This window comes from Streptomyces melanosporofaciens (assembly GCF_900105695.1).
Lineage (GTDB): Bacteria > Actinomycetota > Actinomycetes > Streptomycetales > Streptomycetaceae > Streptomyces > Streptomyces antimycoticus.
Genome location: NZ_FNST01000002.1, coordinates 5891426 through 5914120, shown reverse-complemented (window position 1 = coordinate 5914120; position 22695 = coordinate 5891426). Strand labels below are relative to the sequence as shown.

Here is a 22695-nt window from a genome sequence, read left to right as displayed (position 1 = left end):
GCGAGCGACAGCGTAAACGAACGCACCACCCCGTAACAGCTCTCCCCCTCGAGGCGGCGGGAAGTCGCTCCGGACTGCCACCTCACATCGGGATTGGCCGCCCGCTGGGGGGTACTCAGGACGCCGGAAAACGACGGACCAGGGAGGGACCACGCAGTGGACGAGAAGAACACGGCCGAAAAGAACACGGCCCGGAAGAACATCTTTGTGATCGGCCTGGACGAGGCCAATGAGCCCATTCTGGAGAGTGGCCCCGGTGCCGACCGGTACCGGTTCCACCGCCTGCTCACCATCGAGGATCTGCAGACCGGCGAGGTGTCCGTGGCGGATCTCCTCGCCAAGGCGGAGGGTGTGCTGGATACCTTCGAGGGCAGCATCGACGCGATCGTCGGCTACTGGGACTTTCCGGTGAGCACACTCATACCGATTCTCAGCGAGCGCTACGGCACCCGCAGCACGAGTCTGGAGTCGGTGGTCAAGTGCGAGCACAAGTACTGGAGTCGGCTGGAGCAGCAGAAGGTGATCGATGAGTGCCCACGGTTCGGCCGGGTGGATCTGGAGGCGCGGGACCCACAGCCACCGGAGGGTGTCCGCTTCCCGATGTGGCTCAAGCCGGCCCTCGCGTACTCCTCGGAGCTGGCCTTCTCCGTCAAGGACGAGGAGCAGTTCCGTAGGGCGGTCGGCGAGATCCGTGAGGGCATCGGCCGCGTCGGCAAGCCCTTCGAGGCCGTCCTCGAACGGCTGGAACTCCCCCCGGAGATGGAGGGTGTGGGCGGTCAGGTGTGCCTGGCGGAGGAATCGCTGAGCGGAGTGCAGGTCGCCGTGGAGGGATACGTCCACGACGGCGAGGTCACCGTCTACGGGGTGCTGGACTCCATCGACTACCCCGACAGCCCCTCTTTCCTGCGCCACCAGTACCCCTCGGCCCTGCCGGAGCCCGTGATCCAGCGGCTGCATGACGTCTCCCGGCGGGTCATGCGGCAGATCGGCATGGACGGGGCGACGTTCAGCATCGAGTACTTCTACGACGCCGGGACGGACGAGATCAATCTCCTGGAGATCAACCCCCGGCACTCCCAGTCGCACGCCGAACTCTTCGCCTATGTCGACGGGGTGTCCAATCACCACTGCATGCTCAGCCTCGCCCTCGGCGAGGACCCCGCCCTGCCGTACCGCGCCGGCCCCTACCGGATGGCCGCCAAGTGGTACTACCGGTGGTTCGCCGACGGCGTGGTCCATGACACCCCCGTGGACGAGGAGATCGAGCGGATCGAGCGCGAGATCCCGGGCGTACGGATCGACGTGGTCCCCGAGGAGGGGCAGCGGCTGTCGCAGATGGACCAGCAGGACAGCTACAGCTTCGAACTCGCCCACATCTTCACCGGCGGGGACAGCGAGGAGGACCTGCGCGAGAAGTACGACCGCTGTGTCGCCGCCCTGAACCGCCTCTTCGACGCCACCGCCCCGGACGGCCGGCAGGAGGAGAAGCGGAAGAAGGAGCAGGAGGGGGAGCGGGGCTGAGCCCCGGCTGCGACCGCCCACGGACACGGCCGGTGTGCCGGTGGCGTCCGTGGGCACCCGTGCATCTCCGCCACCAGGGAAGGAGCAGATCGGCCCTATGCGCCTCGTGAGCAATCTGCCGTGCGCGACAAAGGAAGAGGAACACGTCACGATCCCCATGTCCGACGGCATTCGCCTGTCGGCGCGCATCTGGCGTCCCACGTCCTCGGACGAGGAGCCGGTGCCCGCGGTGCTGGAGTACATCCCCTACCGGAAACGGGATCTGACCTCCGTACGCGACTCCATCCACCATCCGTACATCGCCGGTCATGGCTACGCCTGTGTCCGCGTCGATCTGCGGGGCACCGGGGAGTCGGAGGGAGTGCTGACGGACGAATACCTGGGACAGGAGCAGGCGGACGCCGAGGAGATCCTGGCGTGGCTCGCCGAGCAGCCCTGGTGCGATGGCGCCACCGGCATGATGGGCATCTCCTGGGGTGCCTTCGCCGCCCTGCAAGTGGCCGCCCGGCGGCCGCCGAGTCTGCGCGCCATCGTCATCGCCTCCTTCACCGACGACCGGTACGCCGATGACATGCACTACATGGGCGGTGCCCTGCTGTCCGACAACCTCGCCGAGGCGGGCACCATGTTCGCCTACGCCACATGTCCGCCGGACCCGGCGGTGGTCGGCGAGCGCTGGCGCGAGATGTGGCACGAGCGGCTGGAGAACGCCCGCCCCTGGGTGCTGGAGTGGCTGCGCCACCAGCGCCGCGACGACTACTGGCGGCATGCCTCGGTATGCGAGGACTATCAGGCCGTGCAGTGCCCCGTGCTGGCCTCCAGCGGCTGGGCGGACGGCTACTCCAACGCCGTGACACGGCTGCTCGGCGAGCTGGACGTACCGCGCAGGGGTCTGATCGGCCCGTGGTCGCACAAGTACCCGCACCTGGGCGAGCCGGGTCCGGCCATCGGCTATCTCCAGGAGGTGGTGCGGTGGTGGGACCACTGGCTGAAGGGCGTGGACAACGGCGTCATGGACGGGCCCATGCTGTGGACGTGGATGCAGGACAGCGTGGTGCCGTCCACCGCCTACGAGGAGCGGCCCGGCCGCTGGATCGCCGAGCCCCGGTGGCCCTCCCCCAACGTCGAGCCCGCCGTGCACCCGCTGACCGGCCGGCGCATCGGCGCCCCCGATGACACATCGTCCGGGCAGGAGGCGCAGGGCGAGCCGCTGACCGTGCAATCGCCGCTGTCCGTCGGCCAGTTCGCCGGCAAGTGGGCCTCCTACAACGCGCCGCCGGACCTGCCGTACGACCAGCGGGAGGAGGACGGCGGCTCGCTGGTGTTCGAGACCGATCCGCTCACCGAGCGGGTGGAGATCCTCGGCTCGCCCTCCGTCGAACTGGACCTGTCGGTCAATGAACCGGTGGCCATGGTGGCCGCCCGGCTCTCCGATGTGGCTCCGGACGGCCGCGCCACCCGTGTCACCTACGGTCTGCTCAATGTCGCCCACCGCGAGACCATCGGCGACCCCGAGCCGCTGGAGCCCGGACGGCGCTACCGCGCCCGTGTCCGGCTCAACGGCGTGGCCCAGGCGTTTCCGCCCGGTCACCGGATCCGGCTGTCGCTGTCCACGTCGTACTGGCCGCTCGCCTGGCCCCCGCCGAGGCCCGCGCTGCTGACCGTCTACGAGGCCACCAGCGCCCTCACACTGCCGCTGCGCCGGGCCTCGTCGGGCGAGGATCGGCCCCAGCGCCCGTTCGGGGAGCCCGAGGGCACGCCCCCCGTCGCCACCACCGCGCTCACCCCCCGCGAGGAGCGCTGGGACGTCAAGCGCGACCTGGTCGGCTACCGGTCCGAGCTGGAGATCGTCAAGGACGCGGGCACCCAGCGCTTCGAGGACATCGGGATGGATGTCGGCCGCCGGGCGTACGAGCGCTACACCGCGGTCGCGGACGACTTCACCTCGGTCGGTGGCGAGTCGACCTGGACCATGCGCTTCCACCGCGACGACTGGGACGTACGCGTGGTGACGAGCACGGTGCTGCGCTCCAGCGAGACAGAGTTCTTCGTCGATGCCACGCTGGACGGCTACGAGGGCGACCGGCGGGTGTTCTCGCGCACCTGGAACGAAACACTGCCCCGCGACTGTCTGTGACCGTCCTGCCACCGCACCGCACGCGCACACCACGGCCCTGTGGGGGTACTCGCCGCTGATGATGTTCAAGACGCCGCCGGGTGTGTACGCCCCGCAGGACGACACGTGGCTGCTGGCCGAGGCATTGCTGCGGGAGCGCATCACGGCCGGCACGGCCGTCCTGGATGTGGGGACCGGCAGCGGGGCCCTGGCCCTCGTCGCGGCCGGGCGCGGTGCGGCCCAGGTGACCGCGGTGGACGTCTCGCCACTCGCCGTGGGCGCCACCTGGCTGCGGGCCCGCCTGAGGGGGCTGCCGGTGCGTGTCCTCCACGGCGACCTGCTGACACCGGTGGCGGGCCGCGGGTTCGATCTCATCGTCGCCAACCCGCCCTATGTGCCGGCGGCGGGGCGAGGGGCCCGCCGGGGCCGCGGTCTGGCCTGGCGGGCCGGGGCCGACGGACGGGCGGTGCTCGACCGGATCTGCCGGGACGCGCCACCGTTGCTGCGTCCCGGCGGCGTACTGCTGCTGGTGCACTCGGCGCTGAGCGGGACGGAGCGAACCGTGGCGCAGTTGACTCAGAGCGGTCTGCGGGCGGCCGTGGCCGACCGCCGCACGGTCCCGTTCGGGCCGGTGCTGCGCGCGCAGGCGCCCTGGCTGGAGGCCCAGGGGCTGATCGCCCCGGGCGAGACGAAGGAAGAGCTGGTGGTGATCCGTGCCGAACGACGAACGTGACAGCGCGGTGCGGGTGCGGCTGGGGACCGACGGCCCGATGCTGATCGAAGGGCCGGTCGAGATCACCCTGCCCGACGGCAGCGTGGTGCGCTCCGACCGCTTCACGGTGGCCGTATGCCTGTGCGGCCGCAGCGCCCGCTACCCGTGGTGCGATACCAGCCACCGCCGCAGGCCGCCGAGGTCGCGGCGCGGATCGGAGGCGACGTAGCGGATCGGAGGCGACGTAGCAGAGCGCCGCCCGCCTCACCCGCGCCCCGCCGCTTCGCCGTCACCCCGCCGTCGCCTCCGGAGCATCGCGCAACCCCCTGTGCAGGTGTTCTCCAGGTGAAGCGCGATCAACGGAGGTCTGAACTCGCGGCGGGTGGGGCACTCAGGGCATATGCGCTGTGGAGTGATCGACATCGGATCCCGTACGGTCCACCTCATGATCGCCGAGCTGGCTCCGGGCAGGCCCCCGGAGTCGGTGGCCTCGTGGAAACAGCCGGTCCGTGTGGCCGAGGCGACCGATCGCCAGGGGGTGATCCGGCCTGACGCGATCCGGTCCCTGGTCGGCGCCGTGACCGCGAGTGCCGCGGCCGCTCTCGCCCACCATGTCGACCGCCTGATCCCCTTCGCCACATCGGCGGTGCGGGACGCCACCAACCGGGACGCCGTGCTCGGCGAGATCGAGGCCGCCACCGGTATCCGCGTGGGTTTCATGACCGGCGAGGAGGAGGCACGACTGACGTTCAGGGCGGCACGCGGCTGGCTCGGCTGGTCGGCGGGGCGGATCCTGCTCCTCGACATCGGCGGTGGCTCGCTGGAAATCGCCTGCGGCCCCGGCAGGTACCCCGACCTCGCCGTCTCGCTGCCCCTGGGCGCCGACCGGCTCACCCGACACCATCTGCCCGATGCCACACCGGTGAAGAAGCGGGACGTCCAAGCGTTGCGCCGGCACGTACGCTCCGTGCTCGGCCAGTGCACGGCCGAACTGCGCGCCCAGCCCGCGCCCGCCTCCTGCGTCGCCACATCGAGGGCCTTCACGCAACTGGCCCGCCTCGCCGGAAAGCCACAGCCCCACAACGGCCTGCCCGCGCCCCACATGCTCAGCCGGAAGGACCTGGGGCCCTGGGTGCCCCAACTCGCGGCCAAGACGGACGAGCAGCGAGCGAGGCTGCGCGGCATCTCCGCCTCCAGGGCGCATCAGTCCCTGGCCGGGGCGATCGTCGCGGAGGCCGTCATGGAGGTGATGGAGGTGGAGCGGCTCACCACGTGCCCGTGGGGCCTGCGCGAGGGCGTCCTGCTCGACTACGTCTCCGGTCTCGAAGGCGAGCCTCCCGCTCCCCCGGCACTCACCTCGCTCCCGGCCCCCGCCGACCACCGGCGGCTCCACGGGATCGAGGCGGTGTCGGCCGACGTATGAGAGATCGAGGCGGTGACGGCCGACGCATGAGAACGGGAGGCCGCGGCATCACCCGGACCGGCCGATCGGGCACGGGTTCCGGACCGGCCGATCCACGGATGATGGCCGCCATTGGCTTCTCCTATGGCCGAGCGACATCATCGGCAGACCACCCGCGCTTGTAACGGACATCGCCACGGCAATGAGCCGGCGATCGGCGGGGGAAGCGATATCGCTCCCGTGGAATACCCGTGATACAAGCGAAGGATGGGCTGATGAGTTCTGCATACCTTGCCGGGAGCGTCGCGTTGGTGACCGGGGCGACCAGCGGTATCGGTGCGGCCACCGCGGCGAAGCTGGCCGAACGGGGCGCGCATGTGCTGGTCGCGGGCCGGGACAGGGCGCGGGGTGAGGCAGTGGTCGGCTCCATCCGCGGCCGTGGCGGCAAGGCGGACTTCGTCGCCGCTGATCTGCGGGACGCCGAGTCCGTGCGCAAGCTGGCCCGCGAGGCCCGGGAACTGGGCGGCGGCCGGGTCGACGTCCTGGTCAACAACGCCGGGATCTTCCCGTTCGGGCCGACGGACCAGACGCCGCAGAGCGATGTCGACACCGTCTACGCGCTGAATGTGAAGGCGCCGTTCTACCTGGTGGCGGAGCTCGCCCCGGCGATGGCGGAGCGCGGCTACGGGGCGGTCATCAACGTGAGCACCATGGTCGCCGAGTACGGGGCGCCGGGAATGGCGCTGTACGGATCGAGCAAGGCGGCGTTGAACCTGCTCACCAAGTCGTGGGCCGCCGAGTACGGCCCGCGCGGGGTCCGGTTCAACGCCGTCGAGCCGGGGCCGACCCGCACGGAGGGCACCGCCGGTATGGGTGAGGATCTGACGGCTCTCGCCGCGCAGGCGCCCACCGGACGGCCCGCCGCGCCCGAGGAGATCGCCGAGGCCATCACCTTCCTGGCGAGCGAGGCGGCGAGCTTCGTCCAGGGCGCGGTGCTGCCGGTCGACGGCGGCCGCGTGGCCGTCTGACCCGGCGCGGGCGGTCGCCGCACGGCCCTGGGCCTCGCCCACCGGGAGGATCCAGGGCCGGTGTCCCTCTGATGGCCTCCGCCGGCAATCGGCGGAGGCCATGGCCGCGCGCGATCTGTGTAACCTGGCGGAAGGGCCCAGGGAGCGCACCAGGAGAGAAGCACGCGAGCCCAGGAGTGGTGCCCATGGTGACGATGACGATCGTGCTGTCGATCGTGTTCGCCCTGCTCGCGGCCGGCAGCAACGCCCTCGGGACGGTGTTGCAGCGCCGCGCAGCGCTCACCGTTCCCGCGTCACGATCATTGCGCCTCGGGCTGGTCCGCGACCTTCTGCACACTCCGGTCTGGTTCGGCGGAATGCTCGGAGTCGTCTTCGCCGCCCTCTTTCAGGCCCTCGCACTGGCCACCGGATCGCTCGCCACCGTGCAGCCCATCTTCATCCTCGAACTTCCGCTGGCGCTGGTGATCGGAGGGATCGTCTTCCGGGTCGGTGTGACGCGCAAGGCATGGATGTGTGTGGCCTGCATCGTCGGTGGGCTGGCTCTGGTCCTCTTCTCCCTGGCCCCCACCGGAGGGCGCGACCAGGTGCCCGGGATCTGGTGGGTGCCGGGGCTCGCGGTCACCGGAGGGATCGGCGCCGCCCTCGTTCTCGCCGGTCTGCGACGCCCCACCGGTCTGATGCGAGCGGCCTGCCTGGCGGCAGCGGCGGCCATCGGAAACGCCGTCACCGCCGCGCTGGTCAAGTCGGCCATGAACATTCTTTCCGATCAGGGCGCCGTCGCCTTTTTCGCCGCGTGGCAGACGTACAGCTTCGCGGCTGTCGGCGCCTTTTCCCTGTTCCTGCTGGGGGTCGCCATGCAAGGGGGCCCGCTGATCGGCTCGCAACCCGCTTTGACGCTCGGCGATGCCACGGTGAGCTTCTGTCTCGGTGTGACGCTCTACGGCGAGCAGCCGCGCGCCGGATTCTGGCTCGTACCGGCGCTGCTGGGACTGAGTGTGCTGCTGTACGGAATCTTCGGGCTGTCCCACACGCGGTGCCTCGCCCAGTGTGTCGACCGGAGCAGGGATGAGCTCGGTGGTCTCGGGGAGCCTGCGGCGGCGCGCGGGTGACGTCACCAGTAGAATCGTGGATACGGCGAAGTTGGGCCTCCCGGACACAATGAGCGTCGTGGCGTCGGACCTCTACGAGCTGTTGGAGGGTCGAAAGTGATCAGCCACCATGCCTACGCCGTCGAGCCGTGGTGCTTGCGCGAGACCGAGCTCAACCTGGACGTACTCGCGCAGAGCGAATCCGTTTTCTCCGTGTCCAACGGGCATGTCGGCTGGCGCGGCAACCTCGACGAGGGCGAGCCGCACGCCCTGCCCGGCAGCTATCTCAACGGAGTGCACGAGCAGCATCCGCTGCCGTACGCGGAAGCCGGCTACGGATTCCCCGAGTCCGGCCAGACGGTGATCAACGTGACCAACGGCAAGCTCATCCGGCTGCTGGTCGACGACGAACCGTTCGACTTGCGCTACGGGCGGTTGCGTTCACATGAGCGCGTGCTCGATCTGCGCACCGGCCTGCTCCACCGCGTCTGCGAGTGGACATCGCCGGTCGGCAGGACGGTACGGGTGCGCTCCACCAGGCTGGTCTCCTTCACTCAGCGCGCCATCGCCGCGGTCGCCTACGAAGTGGAGCCGGTGGACGCCCGGACGAGCGTGGTCGTCCAGTCGGAGCTCGTCGCCAATGAGCAACTGCCCGCGCTCGGCGGCGATCCCCGGGTCGGCGCCGCCCTGAAGTCGTGCCTTCGGCCCGAGGAGCACGCCGCGGTCGATACGCGGTTGCGCCTGGTGCACCACACGGCGGCGAGCAATCAGCGGATCGCGGCCGCGGCCGACCATGTGGTGCGGGGCCCCGGATCCACCCGGAGCTCCAGTGAGAGCGCGGACGACGTGGGGCGCTTCACCGTCAGCGCGGTCCTGGACCCCGGCGAGACGCTTCGCATCGAGAAGTTCGTCTCCTACGGCTGGTCCGGAATCCGCTCGCTGCCCGCCGTCCGGGACCAGGTCGAGGCGGCGCTCACCGGTGCGCGCAACACCGGCTGGCAGGGCCTGGTCGACCAGCAGCGCGAGTATCTCGACGGCTTCTGGCACCATGCCGATATCGAGGTCGACGGGGACGCGGAAATCCAGCAGGCCATCCGCTTCGCCCTCTTCCATGTGCTGCAGGCGGGCAGCCGAGCCGAGCAGCGGTCGATCCCGGCCAAGGGCCTGACCGGCTCCGGATACGACGGACACGCGTTCTGGGACACCGAGACGTTCGTTCTGCCACTGCTCACCTACGCCTCGCCGAACTGCGTCGCGGAGGCCCTGCACTGGCGGCAGAGCACCCTGCCGGCGGCGCGGGCGCGCGCAAGGCAGCTCGGACTGCGGGGCGCGGTCTTCCCCTGGCGCACGATCGACGGGGCGGAATGCTCCGGGTACTGGCCGGCCGGAACCGCGGCCTTCCACATCAACGCGGATATCGCCGCCGCTGTCGTGCGCTACATCTGGGCCACCGGCGACACCGACTTCGAACGCCGCACCGGTGTGGAACTGCTGGTGGAGACCGCCCGATTGTGGCATTCCCTCGGCCATCACGACTCCGGGGGCCGCTTTCACATCAATGGCGTCACCGGCCCCGACGAGTACAGCGCGCTCGCGAACGACAACACGTACACCAACCTCATGGCCGGGGCGAATCTGCGGGCCGCCGCCGATGTGGCCGAACGCCACCCGGAGCAGGCCGCGGCGCTCGGCGTCGACAAGGAAGAGGCCGCCGGATGGCGTGACGCGGCCAAGGCGATGTCCGTGCCGTATGTGAGCGCACTCGGCCTGCACGAGCAGTCGGCCGGCTACACCGGCCTCGACGTATGGGATTTCGCGGACACGCCACCCGAGCTGTACCCGCTGATGCTGCATTTCCCGTATTTCGACCTGTACCGCAAGCAGGTGGTCAAACAGGCGGATTTGGTGCTGGCGATGTATCTGTGCGGCGATGCCTTCGAAGCCGACCAGAAGGCGCGCAACTTCGCCTACTACGAGCCGCTGACGGTCCGGGACTCCTCGCTGTCGGCCTGTGTCCAGTGTGTGATGGCCGCCGAAGTGGGCCATGTGCGGCTCGCCTTCGACTACCTGGGCGAGGCCGCGCTGATGGACCTGGCGGATCTGGAGAAGAACACCCGCGACGGCCTGCACATCGCCTCCCTGGCAGGCACCTGGGTGGGACTGGTGGCCGGCTTCGGCGGCATGCGCGACCACGGGGACGTCCTGTACTTCGCGCCCCGGCTCCCCGAGAGCCTCAGCCGGCTGGCCTTCTCCGTAATGATCCGGCAGCGCTGTCTGCGGGTCGACATCACGGGCTCGCAGGTCAGCTACACCTTGCGGGACGGCGAGCCGCTCCGGATCAGCCACGGCGGCGAGGTCATCACCCTGTCCAAGGGCTCGCCCCAGACCCGCCCCGTCGAGCGCCCAGCGGCCCTGCCCGAGCCCGTCCAACCGCCGGGCAGACGACCCGAACCACGGCGCTGACCGCGCCGGTACTACCCGGGCTGCTGCGTGAGGGGCTGCTGCGTGAGGGGCTGCTCGGTCCAGACGGTCTTTCCCTGCCCGTTGTAGCGGATGCCCCAGTTCTGGGTGAGTTGGGCGCAGATGAACAGGCCAGCTGGCGAGTTGGGAGCGGGCGTGCCGGCGCGCGATCGCCGGGGCGGTCGCGTCGTCGTCCAGGGGCCAGGCGGCGGTGCGGTCGGCGGGGAAGGCTGCGTGCGGGCGAGGAGGACCGACCGCGCCCAAGCGGTGGGCTACGCCTACCTACCGGAACGACCTGGTGGCTGGCGGCTGAACCCGGGGCGCGTCCCATGGCGGGGCTCAGAGCCGGATACCTGAGGCACGCACATCCGGTTCGAGGCGGTGGCTCGGGGAAGGGAGACGACGGCACCGTCCTCACCACATCCCGAGCCATGGAACAACCCCGCACATCCGATCAGAACTCCTGACGCGCAAGACCGGCCGCGCAGCGCGGAACGTCAGGAGGCGCCTACGAAGCCAACGCCGGGCAGCCATGATCCGGGACAGGACGTATCCCGTCTGTTGTCCACGCCCCGGCCAGCCTTAATGGAGGGTGAAGTGGTCAGCAAGCCAGACCGTCGTACGGTTCTTGGCGCCACCGCCGGCGCCGCACTCACCGGGGCGTTCAGCGCCACCGCCACCACCTCGTTCGCCGAGACGCCCGGCCAGGTCACGGTCCACTCGCCCCATGGCCGGTTGCGGGTAACCGTCCTCACGGCGAACGGATCTCTTCGGTATCGGGTCGTGCGTGACGGCCGGGTCCTGGTCGCGCCCTCCGGGCTCGGGCTCGACCTGGCCGGCCGGCCATCGCTCACCGGCGGCCTGGTGGTGGAATCCGTCAGGCGCAGAACCATCAAGGAGTCATGGCGTCCGGTGTGGGGCCCCGACGCGCTCGTCCGCAACCATGCCAGGGAGTGCGTGCTGCGGACCGTGCAGCCGGCGAGTGGAATACGGCTGGACCTGGTCATCCGGGTCTTCGACGACGGCGTCGGATTCCGCTACCACCTGCCGGCGCAGACCGGGCTCGACACCTACACGGTCACCGCCGAGCGCACCGAGTTCGCGCTGCCGCCGACGGCCACGAGCTGGTCGCTGAAGGCGGGTACCGACTGGCGGGCCGACGAACAGCATTACCGGCGGGCCCCCTTGTCCGACGTGGACACCGCGCAGTCCCCGCTGACGTTGGCCACGACGGACGGTCAGTACGTCGTCGTGCACGAGGCGGCGCTGATCGACTATCCGAGCATGACCCTCGCCGCCGACACCACCCGGCCGGGTACGTTCACCAGTGAACTGATCAGCCTTCCCGACGGCACGAAGGCCCGGCTGTCGGGCGAGTTCTCCACCCCGTGGCGCACGCTGACCATCGGTGACCGTCCCGGTGATCTCGCCGAATCGCACCTGATCGAGAACCTGAACGAGCCGTGTGCGCTCACCGATACGTCATGGATCTCGCCCGGCACCTACGTCGGCGTGTGGTGGGAACTGCAGCGGCGCCACACCACCTGGACCGCGGGGCCACACCATGGGGCGACGACCGAACGTGTCAAGCAGTACATCGACTTCGCCAGGGAGGCGGGCGCGAGCAGCGTTCTCGCCGAGGGCTGGAACACCCATGCCGGCGGCCAATGGACCGGCCAGGACTTCCTGACGCCACAGCCGGACTTCGATCTGCCCGAGGTGCTGGGCTACGCACGGGCCAATGGCATCGGGTTCACCGCTCACAACGAGACCCGCGGCTTCGTCGACTACTACGAGCAGCACCTGGACACGATCTTCGCGCGGTACGCCGAGCTCGGCATCCACTCGGTCAAGACCGGCTATGCCACCAGGTTCGAGCTGGGCGGGGTGAACCGCAGCCACTTCGACCAGGAAGCCGTGCGCCACTATCAGCGGGTCGTCGACACCGCGGCCCGCTACAAAATCATGGTCGTCGCGCACGAGGCCATCAAACCGACCGGACTGGCCCGCACCTACCCGAACATGATGACCGGTGAGGGGGTGGCCGGGATGGAGCAGCAGAACTACATGGGGAAGCTCGGGAATCCGCCGGAGCAGGCCACCATCCTGCCGTTCACCCGGTTCATGGGCGGGCCGGCCGACTACACCCCGGGCGTGCTCAACGTGACGTGGGACCCGGCCGGACTCGGCACCCGCGTACAGACCACATCGGCCGCTCAACTCGCCCTGTACACACTGTTCTTCAGCCCGCTGCAGATGCTGGCCGACACCCCGGAGAACTACCGCTCCCACCCGGGTTTCGCCTATCTGAAGGACCTCCCGGCCACTTGGGACGAGACCCGGTTCCTCGACTGCGTGATCGGCGACTACACGGTCGCCGCCCGCCGCAAGGGCCACACCTGGTATCTCGGCGCGATCACCGACGAGCAGGACCGGATCCTGCGGGTGCCGCTGCGGTTCCTGGGACCGGGTCGGTACCGAGCCGAGATCTACCGCGACGCCGCTGACACCAGCTGGCACGACAACCCGCTCCCGATCGATGTCGAGACAACCACGGTGCGAACGTCCACGGTGCTCACCCTGCGACTCGTCGCCGGCGGCGGCACCGCGATCCGGTTCCGCCCCGCGCGGCATTAGCCGTCCATTCAAGAGCGGTCGTTCGGACGGAGCCTTCCGGCCCGGAGCAGTGCGTCCTCGGCCTGGGCCGCCAGCTCGGTGACGAGGTCGGCCGCGGACGGCACATCGGTGATCAGGTCGACGCCCTCGCCCGCCCAGATCGGCAGGGGCGGAATCACCCCTCGTGCCACATCGTCCTGGTAGTCCTGACGCGCCCGGGAGTCGCCGGCCAGCTCGGCCTCCCGGCCGCGCCAGCGGTCGAGATAGGGATGGCCGAGCGTACGGGCGGTGTACTTCTCGAGGGGCCAGCTCGCGCCGCGAGCGATGTCCAGCACGCTGTTGCGTTCGGTGTCCTGGCCGCGCCCTTCGACAAGGGCCTTGCTGACGGAGCGGTCGACCAGGGCTTCGGTCGTGGCCTGGAAGCGGGTGCCGATGAGAGCGCCGGCGGCGCCCAGGGCCAGGGCCGCGGCGACGCCGCGGCCGTCGGCGATACCGCCGGCGGCCAGGACCGGCACCGGTGCCGCGAGGTCCACCACGAGCGGCACGAACGGCAGCGTGGACCGCCCGCGACGGGCCCCGTGGCCACCGCTCTCGGTTCCCTGCGCCACGATGACGTCAGCGCCCACGTCCAGGGCCCGCTCGGCCTCGTCCAGATCGGTGGCCTGAACGATCAGAACCGCACCCGACCGGCGGATCCGGTCGGCGAACGGGCTCGGGTCCCCGAAGGACAACATCACCGCCGCGGGATGGAACTCCAGCGCCCGCTCCACCGCGCCGACATCGATCGCCCAGGTCAGAAACCCGACACCCCACGGCTGGTCGGTGCCTTCCGCGACGATCGCCAGCTCCCGCTCCAGCCAGGCCCGATCCCCGTACGCACCGCCCACCAGCCCGAGCCCGCCCGCCCGCGAGACGGCCGCGGCCAGCGCGCCCCCGGCCGCACCCCCCATCGGTGCCAGCACGATCGGATGCCGCAGGCCCAACAACTCCGTCAACTCCGTCGACAACGCCATGCCCCTGAAGGGTGTCAATATTCCATTTAGGCTGCTGAGCTGGGCGTTTCCTGTGGATGGTGAGGCAGCCGGGGTGACGTGCTGTGGTACTCGTTGAGCAGTCCGCCAAGTACCTGGCGGCGCCTGACCGCGGCAGCGGGCAGGGGGATGACGTTCGGGTCGTCGTCGGGTGCTCGTAGGCCAAGGCTTCGGTGGGCCCGTCCCGTGTTGTAGTGCTCTGCGTACAGGTTGAGGACCGTACGCAGGTGTCGTTCACCGGTGATCAGGAGTCGGTCGGTGCACTCGGCGCGGGCTGTACGTATCCATCGTTCGGCGCACGCGTTGGACCGGGGACTTTGCGGCGGAGTCGGTATGACGGCTGTGCCGTTGCCGACGAAGACGGCGTCGAACGCGGCGGTGAACTTGCTGTCCCGGTCACGGATGAGGAACCGGAAGCACCCAGCCCTGTCGCCGAGGTCCATGAGCAGATTGCGGGCGAGCTGAGTGACCCATACGCCGGTCGGGTGGGCGGTGACGCCCAGGACGTTCACGCGCCGGGTGGCAGTCTCCATGACGAAGAAGACGTAGAGACGTTTGAGGAAGACAGTGTCCACGTGCATGAAATCGCAGGCCAGAAGCGTATGGGCCTGGGCTCGGAGGAAGGTACGCCAGGTCTGCTGGGATGCGCGCTGCGGTGCAGGCGGTAGACCGGAGCGGCGCAGGACGCGCCGAATCGTGGCGGCGGCAACCCGATGGCCAAGCCGTCGCAGCTCACCTTGGATCCTGACGTACCCCCAGGTCGGGTTCTCTCGCGCCAGGCGCTGGATGAGCGCCGCAATCTCTTCTGCCAGCGGTGGCCGACCGGGTCTGACCGTCGTCTGACGCCACTTCCAGCGCACCAGACGACGGTGCCAGGCCAGCAGCGTCCCGGGGGTAACCAGCCGATGGCGGCGCACGACGGATGGCAGGTGCCGGGCGAGAGCGGAGAGCACGGCACGATCAGCCCATGAAAGCCGCGGCCGCACTACTTGCCGGCGAAGCACAGCGACCTCATGACGAAGCGCGAGGATCTCGGCGTTGTTCGCGGCGGTCGACCGGCCCAGCAAAAGAAGGCAGCCCAGTAGCCGGCAGAAGATCAAGTAGAGCAGTCGCAGACCCACAATCAGTGATCATGCCCATACGTGGACGATCACAAAGCCCCAGGTCAGCGACCGTGCGGCAATAAAGACACCCTTCAGGCATCGAGTGGCGTCCCGTGGACCGGGTGACCTCCCCGGCACTGCGCGAGAAGTTGCTTAAACTGCCGCTCCAGGTCGAACCGGAGACGGCCAACGCCTCGGCCCTGATCTACAACGACCGCGGCGAGTACCTGCTCCATCTCCGCGACTACTTCCCCGGTCAGATCTGGGAGCCGGGCATGTGGTCCCTGCTGGGCGGCGGCCGAGAGCCCCAGGACGCCACCCTGGAACACACCGTGCGGCGCGAACTGGCCGAGGAAGCCGGCCTCGATCTCGCCGACCTGTCCCCGTTCGGCACCGAGTACGCCTCCCACGACGACGGCACGACCGTACCCATTGCCATCTACGCAGGCCGCTGGAACGGCGACCCGCGCGAACTCCGCCTGACCGAAGGAGTAATGCTCGCCTGGTTCGCCCCCGACGACCTCCACCGCCTGCGCATCGCGGACACGACCAGCGACCTCGTACGGCGCCACGCCGCCAGCCTTCCGGCGGCGCAGAGCGGGCCGGAACCCGAGGAGGAACGTCTGGCTTCGCCGCACGGCACGGTCTCCAACATCATCGGCGTCCACCTCTACCTGGAACGCCCCGACGGGACGGTGCTGCTCGGGCTGCGCCACCCCGACTCCGCGTTCGCGCCATCCACCTGGCACGTCCTGGCTGGCCACTGCGAGCAGGAGAACGCCATCGCCTGCCTGATCAGGGAGGCGAGGGAGGAAGCCGGGCTGCACATCGAGCGCCAGGACGTGGAACTCGTCCATGTCGTCCACCACATCGGTAAGCCCAGGAACCCTCCCCTCCTGGGCCTGTTTTTCCGCGCCCGTACCTGGAGTGGCGAGCCGGTGCTGCGCGAGCCGGACAAGTGCACCCAGTGGAAGTTCTGGGATCCCGCCGCCCTTCCCGACGACCTCGTCCCCTATACCCGACTGGCTATCGCGAAGATCCAGAACGGCGAACTGTACAGCGAGACGGGCTGGCCCACATGACCGGCGCATCGACCGATGCATCCAGTCGCGTGCCCGCTGCGACAGCGGCCGGGCGTCCAGATACCCCGTAGCGTTCCAGAATGGCTTCACCGGACCTGACCTGGGGCAACATACGTGGCCACCTGGTGTCCAGCATGATCAGTCCTCATGCTGGTACGGCTTACCTACCTGATCGCCACGCGGATCTTCGCGTGGCTGTTCCTGATGACTCGATCCGCTGCGACCAAGAATGTAGAGATACTGATCCTGCGGCACGAGCTCGCGGTTCTGCGTCGGCAGGTCACCTCGCCCAAGCCCGGATGGCCGGACCGTGCACTGCTCGCCGCCCTGTCCCGACTGCTCCCCCGCCCCCTGCGCGAACACCGGATCGCCTCACCGCGCACCCTGCCGGCCTGGCACCAGCGTCTGGTGAAGCAGAAGTGGACGCAGTCGCCGTCTACCGGGCGGCCTCCGCTGCCCGAGGAGATCCGCGACTCATCCGGCTCGGCGCCGAGAACTCCCGATGGGGTTTCCGGCGCGTGCACGGCGAACTGCGCCGCCTCGGGTACAAAGTTAGCCCCACCACCGTCCGTCGGGTGCTGCGTGCTGCCGGTCTCGGCCCCGCGCCGCGCCGCCAGCCGGCGCGCGGTGAGTGGGCTGCCTTCCTCAAGGCCCAGGCCAACGGCCTGCTCGCCACCGATCTCTTCCATGTCGACACCATCAGCCTGCAGCGCCTCTACGCACTGTTCGTCATGGAGGTGCATACCCGCACCGTCCATATCCTCGGCGTCACCGCTCACCCCACCGCCGCATGGGTCACTCAGCAGGCCCGGCAGTTCCTGTGGCAACTTGGTGAGCACGCAGCAGAATTCACTCACCTCATCCGCGACCGGGACGCGAAATTCACGGCCGCTTTCGACGCCGTGTTCGCCAGCGAGGACATCACTGTGACCAAGATCCCTCCACGCAGCCCCAACTGTAACCCACACGCAGAACGCTTCATCCGCTCGGTGAGGGAAGAGTGCACCGACCGTGTCCTGCTCTTCGGCCGTGGTCACGCCGAGAAGATCCTCCACGACTACGCACGCCACTTCAACAGCCACCGACCCCTGAAGGGTGTCAATATTCCGATCAGGCTGCTGAGCCGTGCGTTTCCTGTGGATGATGAGGGGGACTGTAAAACGCTCGGCTGGGAAACCCCAGCCGAGCGCCTCGCTAAGCTACTGACAACAGCCGCATGACCAGCGGTGTTGCCACGACCGCTTGAATTCGCCCCAGGCCCGTGGGGGCTCAGCTCGCCAGGCCGCGACGGAACGCGTAGACGACCGCCTGGACGCGGTCGCGCAGGTTCAGCTTGGTGAGTATGCGGGAGACGAACGTCTTCACCGTCTCCTGGCTGATAACGAGGGCGGCGGCGATCTCGCTGTTGGACAGGCCGTCCGCGATCAGCCGCAGCACCTCCAGCTCGCGGGGGTGAGCGGAATGTCCTCGGGGGCGCTGTCGGTGGGGCGGATGCGGGTCGCGTACCGGCCGACGAGCTGGCGGGTGACCTCGGGGTCGAGGAGCGCCGCGCCCATGGCGACCGTGCGCATGCCGTGCAGCAGGTGGTCGGGCGGGGCGTCCTTGAGGAGGAAGCCGCTCGCTCCGGCGCGCAGCGCCTCGTAGACGTATTCGTCGAGGTTGAACGTGGTGACCACGAGGACCTTGACGGGATGGGCGACCCCGGCCCCCGCCAGCAGGCGGGTGGCTTCGAGGCCGTCGAGGACCGGCATGCGGATGTCCATGACCACGACGTCCGGGTCGAGCTCGCGGGCGAGGTCGACTCCTTTCCGGCCGTCACCGCACTCGCCCACCACCTCCATGTCGGGCTGGGCGTCGATGATGGTGACCAGGCCCATGCGGATCAGCGCCTGGTCGTCGCAGACGAGCACCCGGGTCGGCGCGGACCCGGACGGCGGAGGTGTGTTCACGAGCGGCCCCCGGCCGGTATCCGCGCCCGGACGACGAAGCCGCCGCCCGCGACGGCGCCCGCGCTGAAGTCCCCGCCGAGCACGTCGACCCGCTCGCGCAGACCGGCCAGCCCCCGTCCGCTGCCACCGACGGCGGCGGCCCGTGAGCCGGTGCCGTCCGTGCTGACCTCCACGGTGGTCTCCCTCTCGCCGTGCCGCACGGTGACCGAAGTGCGGCTGCCGTGAGCGTACTTGAGGGCGTTGGTGAGTGCTTCCTGCACCACCCGGTAGGCCACGAGGTCGGAACTGCCGGTGGACTCCGGCGGGGCGCCCTCCTCGGTGAACTCCACCGGCTGGCCCGCCCGGCGGGTCTGCTCCACGAGGGTCAGGACGCGGCCGACGGCCGGTGTCCTCGGCTCGGCCGCGGCATCGCCGCCATTCCCGGTGCCGTGATCGGGATTGAGCAGGTCCAGCAGATGCCGCAGATCGGTGATCGCCCGGCGCCCGGTATCGGAGACGGCGCTCAGGGACTGCTCCAGCCGCTCGGGCGCGGCGGTCAGATAGCGGGCAGCCTCCGCCTGCACCACCATCGCCGTCACGTGGTGGGTCACGACGTCGTGCAACTCCCTCGCTATCCGGGTGCGTTCGGCGTTCCGTGTCTCCACCGCGACCCGCTTGCGACGTTCGGCCTCCGCCTGCCGGGTGGTGCGGAGCCAGCTTCCGGCGCCCCAGGCCAGGCCCAGCGCCATGTAGAAGGTCGTGAACTCCGTGGCGGTCTCGCCCGTGCTGAGGTGGGAGAGGCCCACCGACAGCGCCACGTACGCCACGGTGAGGCCGGCCACGAAGCTCCGGCGGTGCCGTTCCAGGTGCGAGCCGGTGCTCACCAGCACGACGCCCATCGCGGTGGCCGCGAAGGTGTGGTAGCCGAGGAGCTGGTCGACGGCGAACCCGCCGGACACCAGGGTCAGGGAGAGGGCCGGCCACCGCCGGCGCACCGCCAGGGGCAGGGTCTCGAGGAGGATCACCACGACGGCCACCGCGTCGTGCGGGCGATCGGGGACACCCCCGATGACCGTTCCGTTGCTGCGGAGCGCCGGGAGGAAGGAACCGATCAGGAGGAGGAGTGCGAAGGGAAGGTCCCGGACGACGACGTCCAGCCGGTACCAGACTCCACCGAGCCGCTTCCGGGTGCTGTTCAGACGGTGTCGGATGCCGTCCAGGCGGGCCCGGTTCACCAACGGCCGGAGCCGGAGCCCGGTCGGCCGGTGCCCGCCACCGCTCTCGCGGTGTCCGGCTCCGTCCGTCCAGTGCTCCGGCGAACCGGCGGATCGCTGTTCCGTCATCGGGCGAGCGCCGCGAGGGTGTCGACGCGCTCGGCGCGGCGCCGGGGGACGATGTTGCCTCGGCGGTGGGCCACGACCAGGAAGCAGACCGCCAGCAGCATGCCGAAGACCACCGAGTAGATGCTCGCCTCGGGACCGAACTCGCCGCCCGTGATCAGATGGCTGCCCGACAGGGTGGCGTCCAGCAGACCGTGGGTGTCGCCGTTGCCCGAGACCTGGGTGCTGAAGACGCCGGACTCCATGAAGTTCCAGGCGAAGTGCACGCCCATCGGCAGCCACAAGTTGCGGGTGGCGGTGTAACCAGCGGCGAGCATGGCGCCGGCCTCTACGGCGATGGCCAGGGCGCCGGCGACGGTGGCGTCGTCGTTGAGGAGGTGCATGGCGCCGAACACGAGGCCGGAGAGTACCAGGGCGATGTACGTGCCCGTGCCGCGTTCCAGCAGCCGGAACAGCAGTCCGCGGAAGATGATCTCCTCCGTCGAGGCGGCGGCCGCCATGAAGCCGATCAGCCCGATGGCCCCGCTCACCGAGTCGATGCCGTGGACCTTGTAGTCACCGAGGAAGTAAATGTTGCCGATGACGCAGAGGAACATCAGCGTGCCGAAGACCAGGCCCCAGAAGGTCGCGCTCGTCGCTTCCTTCCCCCGCAGTTCGGTCACCTCGCGGTTCTCGGTGCGCCGCACGGCCCACCGGTAGACGAAGGTCATCACGGCCACGGTGAGGGCGCCCACCAGGAGCGAGAGCCAGGGGTTGTCCTTCACCCCGTTGGTGAGACCGCCGCACACCGCGTAGACCCCGAAGACGACGACTACCTGCAGGACTACCTTCCAGGCTTTCATGACGTGGACTCCCTTTGCCGGTTCCGACTCCGGTTCCTTCTCCGGTCCGCGGCCCGGCGTTCCGCGGCGATTCGAACACTACGGATTCGATGTTGGGGAATCGTCACCTTGCGGTGGACACTCGCTTGTCGCTCTCACGGGGGACAGAGGGGCGGGACGTCACCCAGAAGAGGCCCCAACCAATCGCTGGGGGGCTCCAGTTGGGCTTGCCGTTCGGAAACTCGTCCCTCCTGCTCGCGGGTGGTCTGGCGCGCCATCACCGTCTGCTGGAACCCTGTCCGGGTGATCGTTTCGCTCGTATACCAGATGACTCGGAAGCTGTTCAGGGTCCCGGCGGTGCTGCTACGCCGGGACACAGCCAAGAACGCGGAATTGCTCGTGCTCCGGCACGAGAATGCGGTGCTGCGCAGGCAGCTCACGAGGCCAGTGCGCTACGAGCATGCGGACCGGCTGTGGTTCGCAGCGCTGTCCTCGCTGGTCCCCCGGCGCCGGGGGGCGCAGGTGTTCCCGGTGACGCCCGCGACGCTGTTGGCGTGGCACCGCAGGCTGATCGCCCGGAAGTGGGACTACAGCAAGCATCGGCGCAGGCCCGGGAGACCTTCGACGGCGGGTGCGGTGAAGGCTCTGGTGCTGCGGCTCGCCAGGGAGAATCCGCGTTGGGGCTGTCGAAGAATTCAGGGCGAGCTGGTCCGGCTCGGACACCCGGTTGGCTCGACGACGATCTGGGAGATTCTCACCGCGGCGGGCATCGATCCAGCCCCACGCCGCAGCCGTCCGACATGGCGCGATTTCCTGACCGCGCAAGCCCAAGCCATCATCGCCCGCGACTTCGTCCACATCGACCTGGTCGATCTGCGCCGGGTGTACGCGCTGGTGTTCCTCGAGCACGGCACACGCCCACTGCACATCGCAGGAGTGACCGCCCATCCCACCGGACCCTGGACGGTGCAGCAGGCAAGAAACCTCGCCGTCGAGTTGGGTATCCGGGTGGACTCGCCGCGTTCCTGCTCCGCGACCGGGACGCGAAGTACACCGAGTCCTTCGACGCGGTCTTCAAAGCCGACGACATCCAGGTCATGAGGACCGCGCCACGGTCCCCACGGATGAACGCGCACCGCGAACGTGTCATCGGCACCATGTGCCGCGAGGCCCTCGACCACCTCTTGATCTGGAACGAGACGCACGCTCGGCAGGTCCTCGATACCTACGCCCAGCATTACAACGGTCATCGCCCCCACCAAGCTCGTGGGCAGCTCTCTCCCCTCCTCCAGGAGCACCCGACGTCCATGGTCGGCCTGTCCGCTCACCGGGTTCTGCGCACCCGAATACTCGGCGGCGTGATCAACGAGTACAGATACGCCGCCTGACCAGGAACGACGAGTTTCCGAACGGCACAGGGTGCAGACCTGCAGACACGAGCTCCTGGACCGGACCTTGATCTGGAACCAGCGCCACCTCCTCCACGCCCTACGGGAGTTCGAGGAGTTCTACAACTCCCATCGCCCGCACCAGGCCATCGCGAACGCCCGACCGCTACACCCACTACCCACACCAATCGACGACCCGGACAAGCTCAGCCACCTCGACATACGACGCCACGACCGCCTTCGCGGCATCCTCCACGAATACAGACGGGCCGCGTGACCTGCATGGACGAGGTATTCGGCAAGCGCAACCCTGGCGGCACCGCCCCAACGCTCACCGACTGTCATCACGTCGCCATCACGTGTCACACGAACGCAATCAGCGGGTCTGCCATCACTGGCAAACCCGCTGGTCACACCGCCGGGACGACAGGATTTGAACCTGCACCCCCTTGACCCCCGGCGGCAACTCTCCGCGACCATCCGTACCACTCTGTAGCAGTCCATTCAGGGCCATACGCCGCCGCACGAAGCCCGAGAAGTACGCACCCCGCACACTACGCGCCAGCCGGCGTCGCCCGGGGCGCAGTCGGGCGACGCATCTCTTCTTCAAATGACGCGGACCACGGTCCGGCGACTTCGACCGCGTGGGCCCGAGCCCCCTCCCCCGCCCATGGGAGCCGACGCGGAGCATCCCAGCCGAGGCGCCTTGACGTCGACCGCGCGACACCTGCGCCAGCACCATCGATAAGGGATTTATTATCATTGGTAAGGTGCCCAGGAATTCAGGGCGGACATGATGGCCAAGATCACCATTGAGATCGACGAGGAGCGCCTCGCCGAGGCCAAGCAACTCCTGCACACCGAGGATGACACCGAGGTCGTGGCCAAGGCGGTGGATATTGCGGTCGGTGCGATCTACCAGCGTCGCGCGGCCCGGCAGCGGCTGAGCGGGCTCGCGGGTGAGGGCGGCGCCTTCGGCGAGGCCCGCCCGGCGTGAGCGAGTCTTATCTGATCGACACCAGCGCCTGCAACCGCCTGTTCCGCAGCCCCGCCGTGGAA

General features: G+C 69.2%; 16 protein-coding genes and 2 pseudogenes. 13 read left to right on the top strand and 5 right to left on the bottom strand.

The genetic code is table 11. From position 1 onward, the window contains the following. Positions 1-156: 156 nt before the first annotated feature. From BLV72_RS28450 to BLV72_RS28410, 9 genes are all read left to right on the top strand, one after another. Positions 157-1521 carry an ATP-grasp domain-containing protein gene (locus tag BLV72_RS28450; protein ID WP_093465782.1) on the top strand — a complete coding sequence of 455 codons (1365 nt, stop codon included), beginning with the start codon at positions 157-159 and terminating at the stop codon, positions 1519-1521. 97 nt (positions 1522-1618) lie between these two features. After that, positions 1619-3658: a CocE/NonD family hydrolase gene (locus tag BLV72_RS28445; protein WP_093465780.1), complete on the top strand. Its 2040-nt coding sequence runs from the start codon at positions 1619-1621 to the stop codon at positions 3656-3658. Between the two features lie 58 nt (positions 3659-3716). Further along, complete coding sequence (locus BLV72_RS28440; RefSeq protein ID WP_093465779.1) at positions 3717-4370, top strand: HemK2/MTQ2 family protein methyltransferase; 654 nt, start codon at positions 3717-3719, stop codon at positions 4368-4370. Positions 4371-4407: 37 nt separating this feature from the next. Next, positions 4408-4578, top strand: coding sequence for a CDGSH iron-sulfur domain-containing protein (locus BLV72_RS28435; protein WP_093470592.1), 171 nt, complete (start codon positions 4408-4410; stop codon positions 4576-4578). A gap of 171 nt (positions 4579-4749) precedes the next feature. Further along, entirely contained in the window at positions 4750-5772 is a 1023-nt protein-coding gene (locus tag BLV72_RS28430; RefSeq protein ID WP_093465777.1) for a Ppx/GppA phosphatase family protein, read from the top strand. A 254-nt stretch (positions 5773-6026) separates the two neighbouring features. Further along, a complete protein-coding gene (locus tag BLV72_RS28425) occupies positions 6027-6779 on the top strand; it encodes an SDR family NAD(P)-dependent oxidoreductase (RefSeq protein ID WP_093465776.1) in 753 nt (250 codons plus the stop codon). Between the two features lie 185 nt (positions 6780-6964). Then, on the top strand, positions 6965-7888 hold the full coding sequence (locus BLV72_RS28420; RefSeq protein WP_093465774.1) for a DMT family transporter: 924 nt from the start codon (positions 6965-6967) through the stop codon (positions 7886-7888). Between the two features lie 96 nt (positions 7889-7984). Then, on the top strand, positions 7985-10330 hold the full coding sequence (locus BLV72_RS28415) for a glycoside hydrolase family 65 protein (RefSeq protein WP_093465772.1): 2346 nt from the start codon (positions 7985-7987) through the stop codon (positions 10328-10330). A gap of 594 nt (positions 10331-10924) precedes the next feature. After that, complete coding sequence (locus BLV72_RS28410; RefSeq protein ID WP_167746410.1) at positions 10925-12964, top strand: glycoside hydrolase family 97 protein; 2040 nt, start codon at positions 10925-10927, stop codon at positions 12962-12964. Between the two features lie 8 nt (positions 12965-12972). Here the strand turns inward: BLV72_RS28410 and BLV72_RS28405 are convergent, their stop codons facing one another. Beyond that, positions 12973-13956, bottom strand: coding sequence for an NAD(P)H-dependent flavin oxidoreductase (locus BLV72_RS28405; protein ID WP_093465768.1), 984 nt, complete (start codon positions 13954-13956; stop codon positions 12973-12975). Positions 13957-13982: 26 nt separating this feature from the next. Then, the gene (locus BLV72_RS28400; protein ID WP_093465766.1) at positions 13983-15095 is read right to left on the bottom strand and encodes an integrase core domain-containing protein; all 1113 of its coding nucleotides are present in this window, start codon (positions 15093-15095) and stop codon (positions 13983-13985) included. Between the two features lie 104 nt (positions 15096-15199). Between BLV72_RS28400 and BLV72_RS28395 the strand changes: the two genes are divergently transcribed. Both BLV72_RS28395 and BLV72_RS50175 read left to right on the top strand, forming a co-directional pair. Then, entirely contained in the window at positions 15200-16159 is a 960-nt protein-coding gene (locus BLV72_RS28395; RefSeq protein WP_244321031.1) for an NUDIX hydrolase, read from the top strand. Between the two features lie 518 nt (positions 16160-16677). Next, positions 16678-17379: an integrase core domain-containing protein gene (locus BLV72_RS50175; RefSeq protein WP_244321029.1), complete on the top strand. Its 702-nt coding sequence runs from the start codon at positions 16678-16680 to the stop codon at positions 17377-17379. A 49-nt stretch (positions 17380-17428) separates the two neighbouring features. Here the strand turns inward: BLV72_RS50175 and BLV72_RS28385 are convergent. From BLV72_RS28385 to BLV72_RS28375, 3 genes and pseudogenes are all read right to left on the bottom strand, one after another. Beyond that, a pseudogene (locus BLV72_RS28385) lies at positions 17429-18036 on the bottom strand (LuxR C-terminal-related transcriptional regulator). 68 nt (positions 18037-18104) lie between these two features. After that, positions 18105-19430: a sensor histidine kinase gene (locus tag BLV72_RS28380; RefSeq protein WP_093465765.1), complete on the bottom strand. Its 1326-nt coding sequence runs from the start codon at positions 19428-19430 to the stop codon at positions 18105-18107. Beyond that, a complete protein-coding gene (locus tag BLV72_RS28375; RefSeq protein ID WP_093465763.1) occupies positions 19427-20269 on the bottom strand; it encodes a CPBP family intramembrane glutamic endopeptidase in 843 nt (280 codons plus the stop codon). Before BLV72_RS28375 ends, BLV72_RS28380 begins: the two co-directional genes overlap by 4 nt. A 282-nt stretch (positions 20270-20551) precedes the next feature. Here BLV72_RS28375 and BLV72_RS28370 point away from each other — a divergent pair. Together BLV72_RS28370 and BLV72_RS28360 are read left to right on the top strand one after the other, a co-directional pair. Next, positions 20552-21636 (top strand): annotated as a pseudogene (locus BLV72_RS28370) (integrase core domain-containing protein). Between the two features lie 796 nt (positions 21637-22432). After that, positions 22433-22633: a hypothetical protein gene (locus BLV72_RS28360; RefSeq protein WP_244321028.1), complete on the top strand. Its 201-nt coding sequence runs from the start codon at positions 22433-22435 to the stop codon at positions 22631-22633. The last annotated feature ends 62 nt before the right edge of the window (positions 22634-22695 follow it).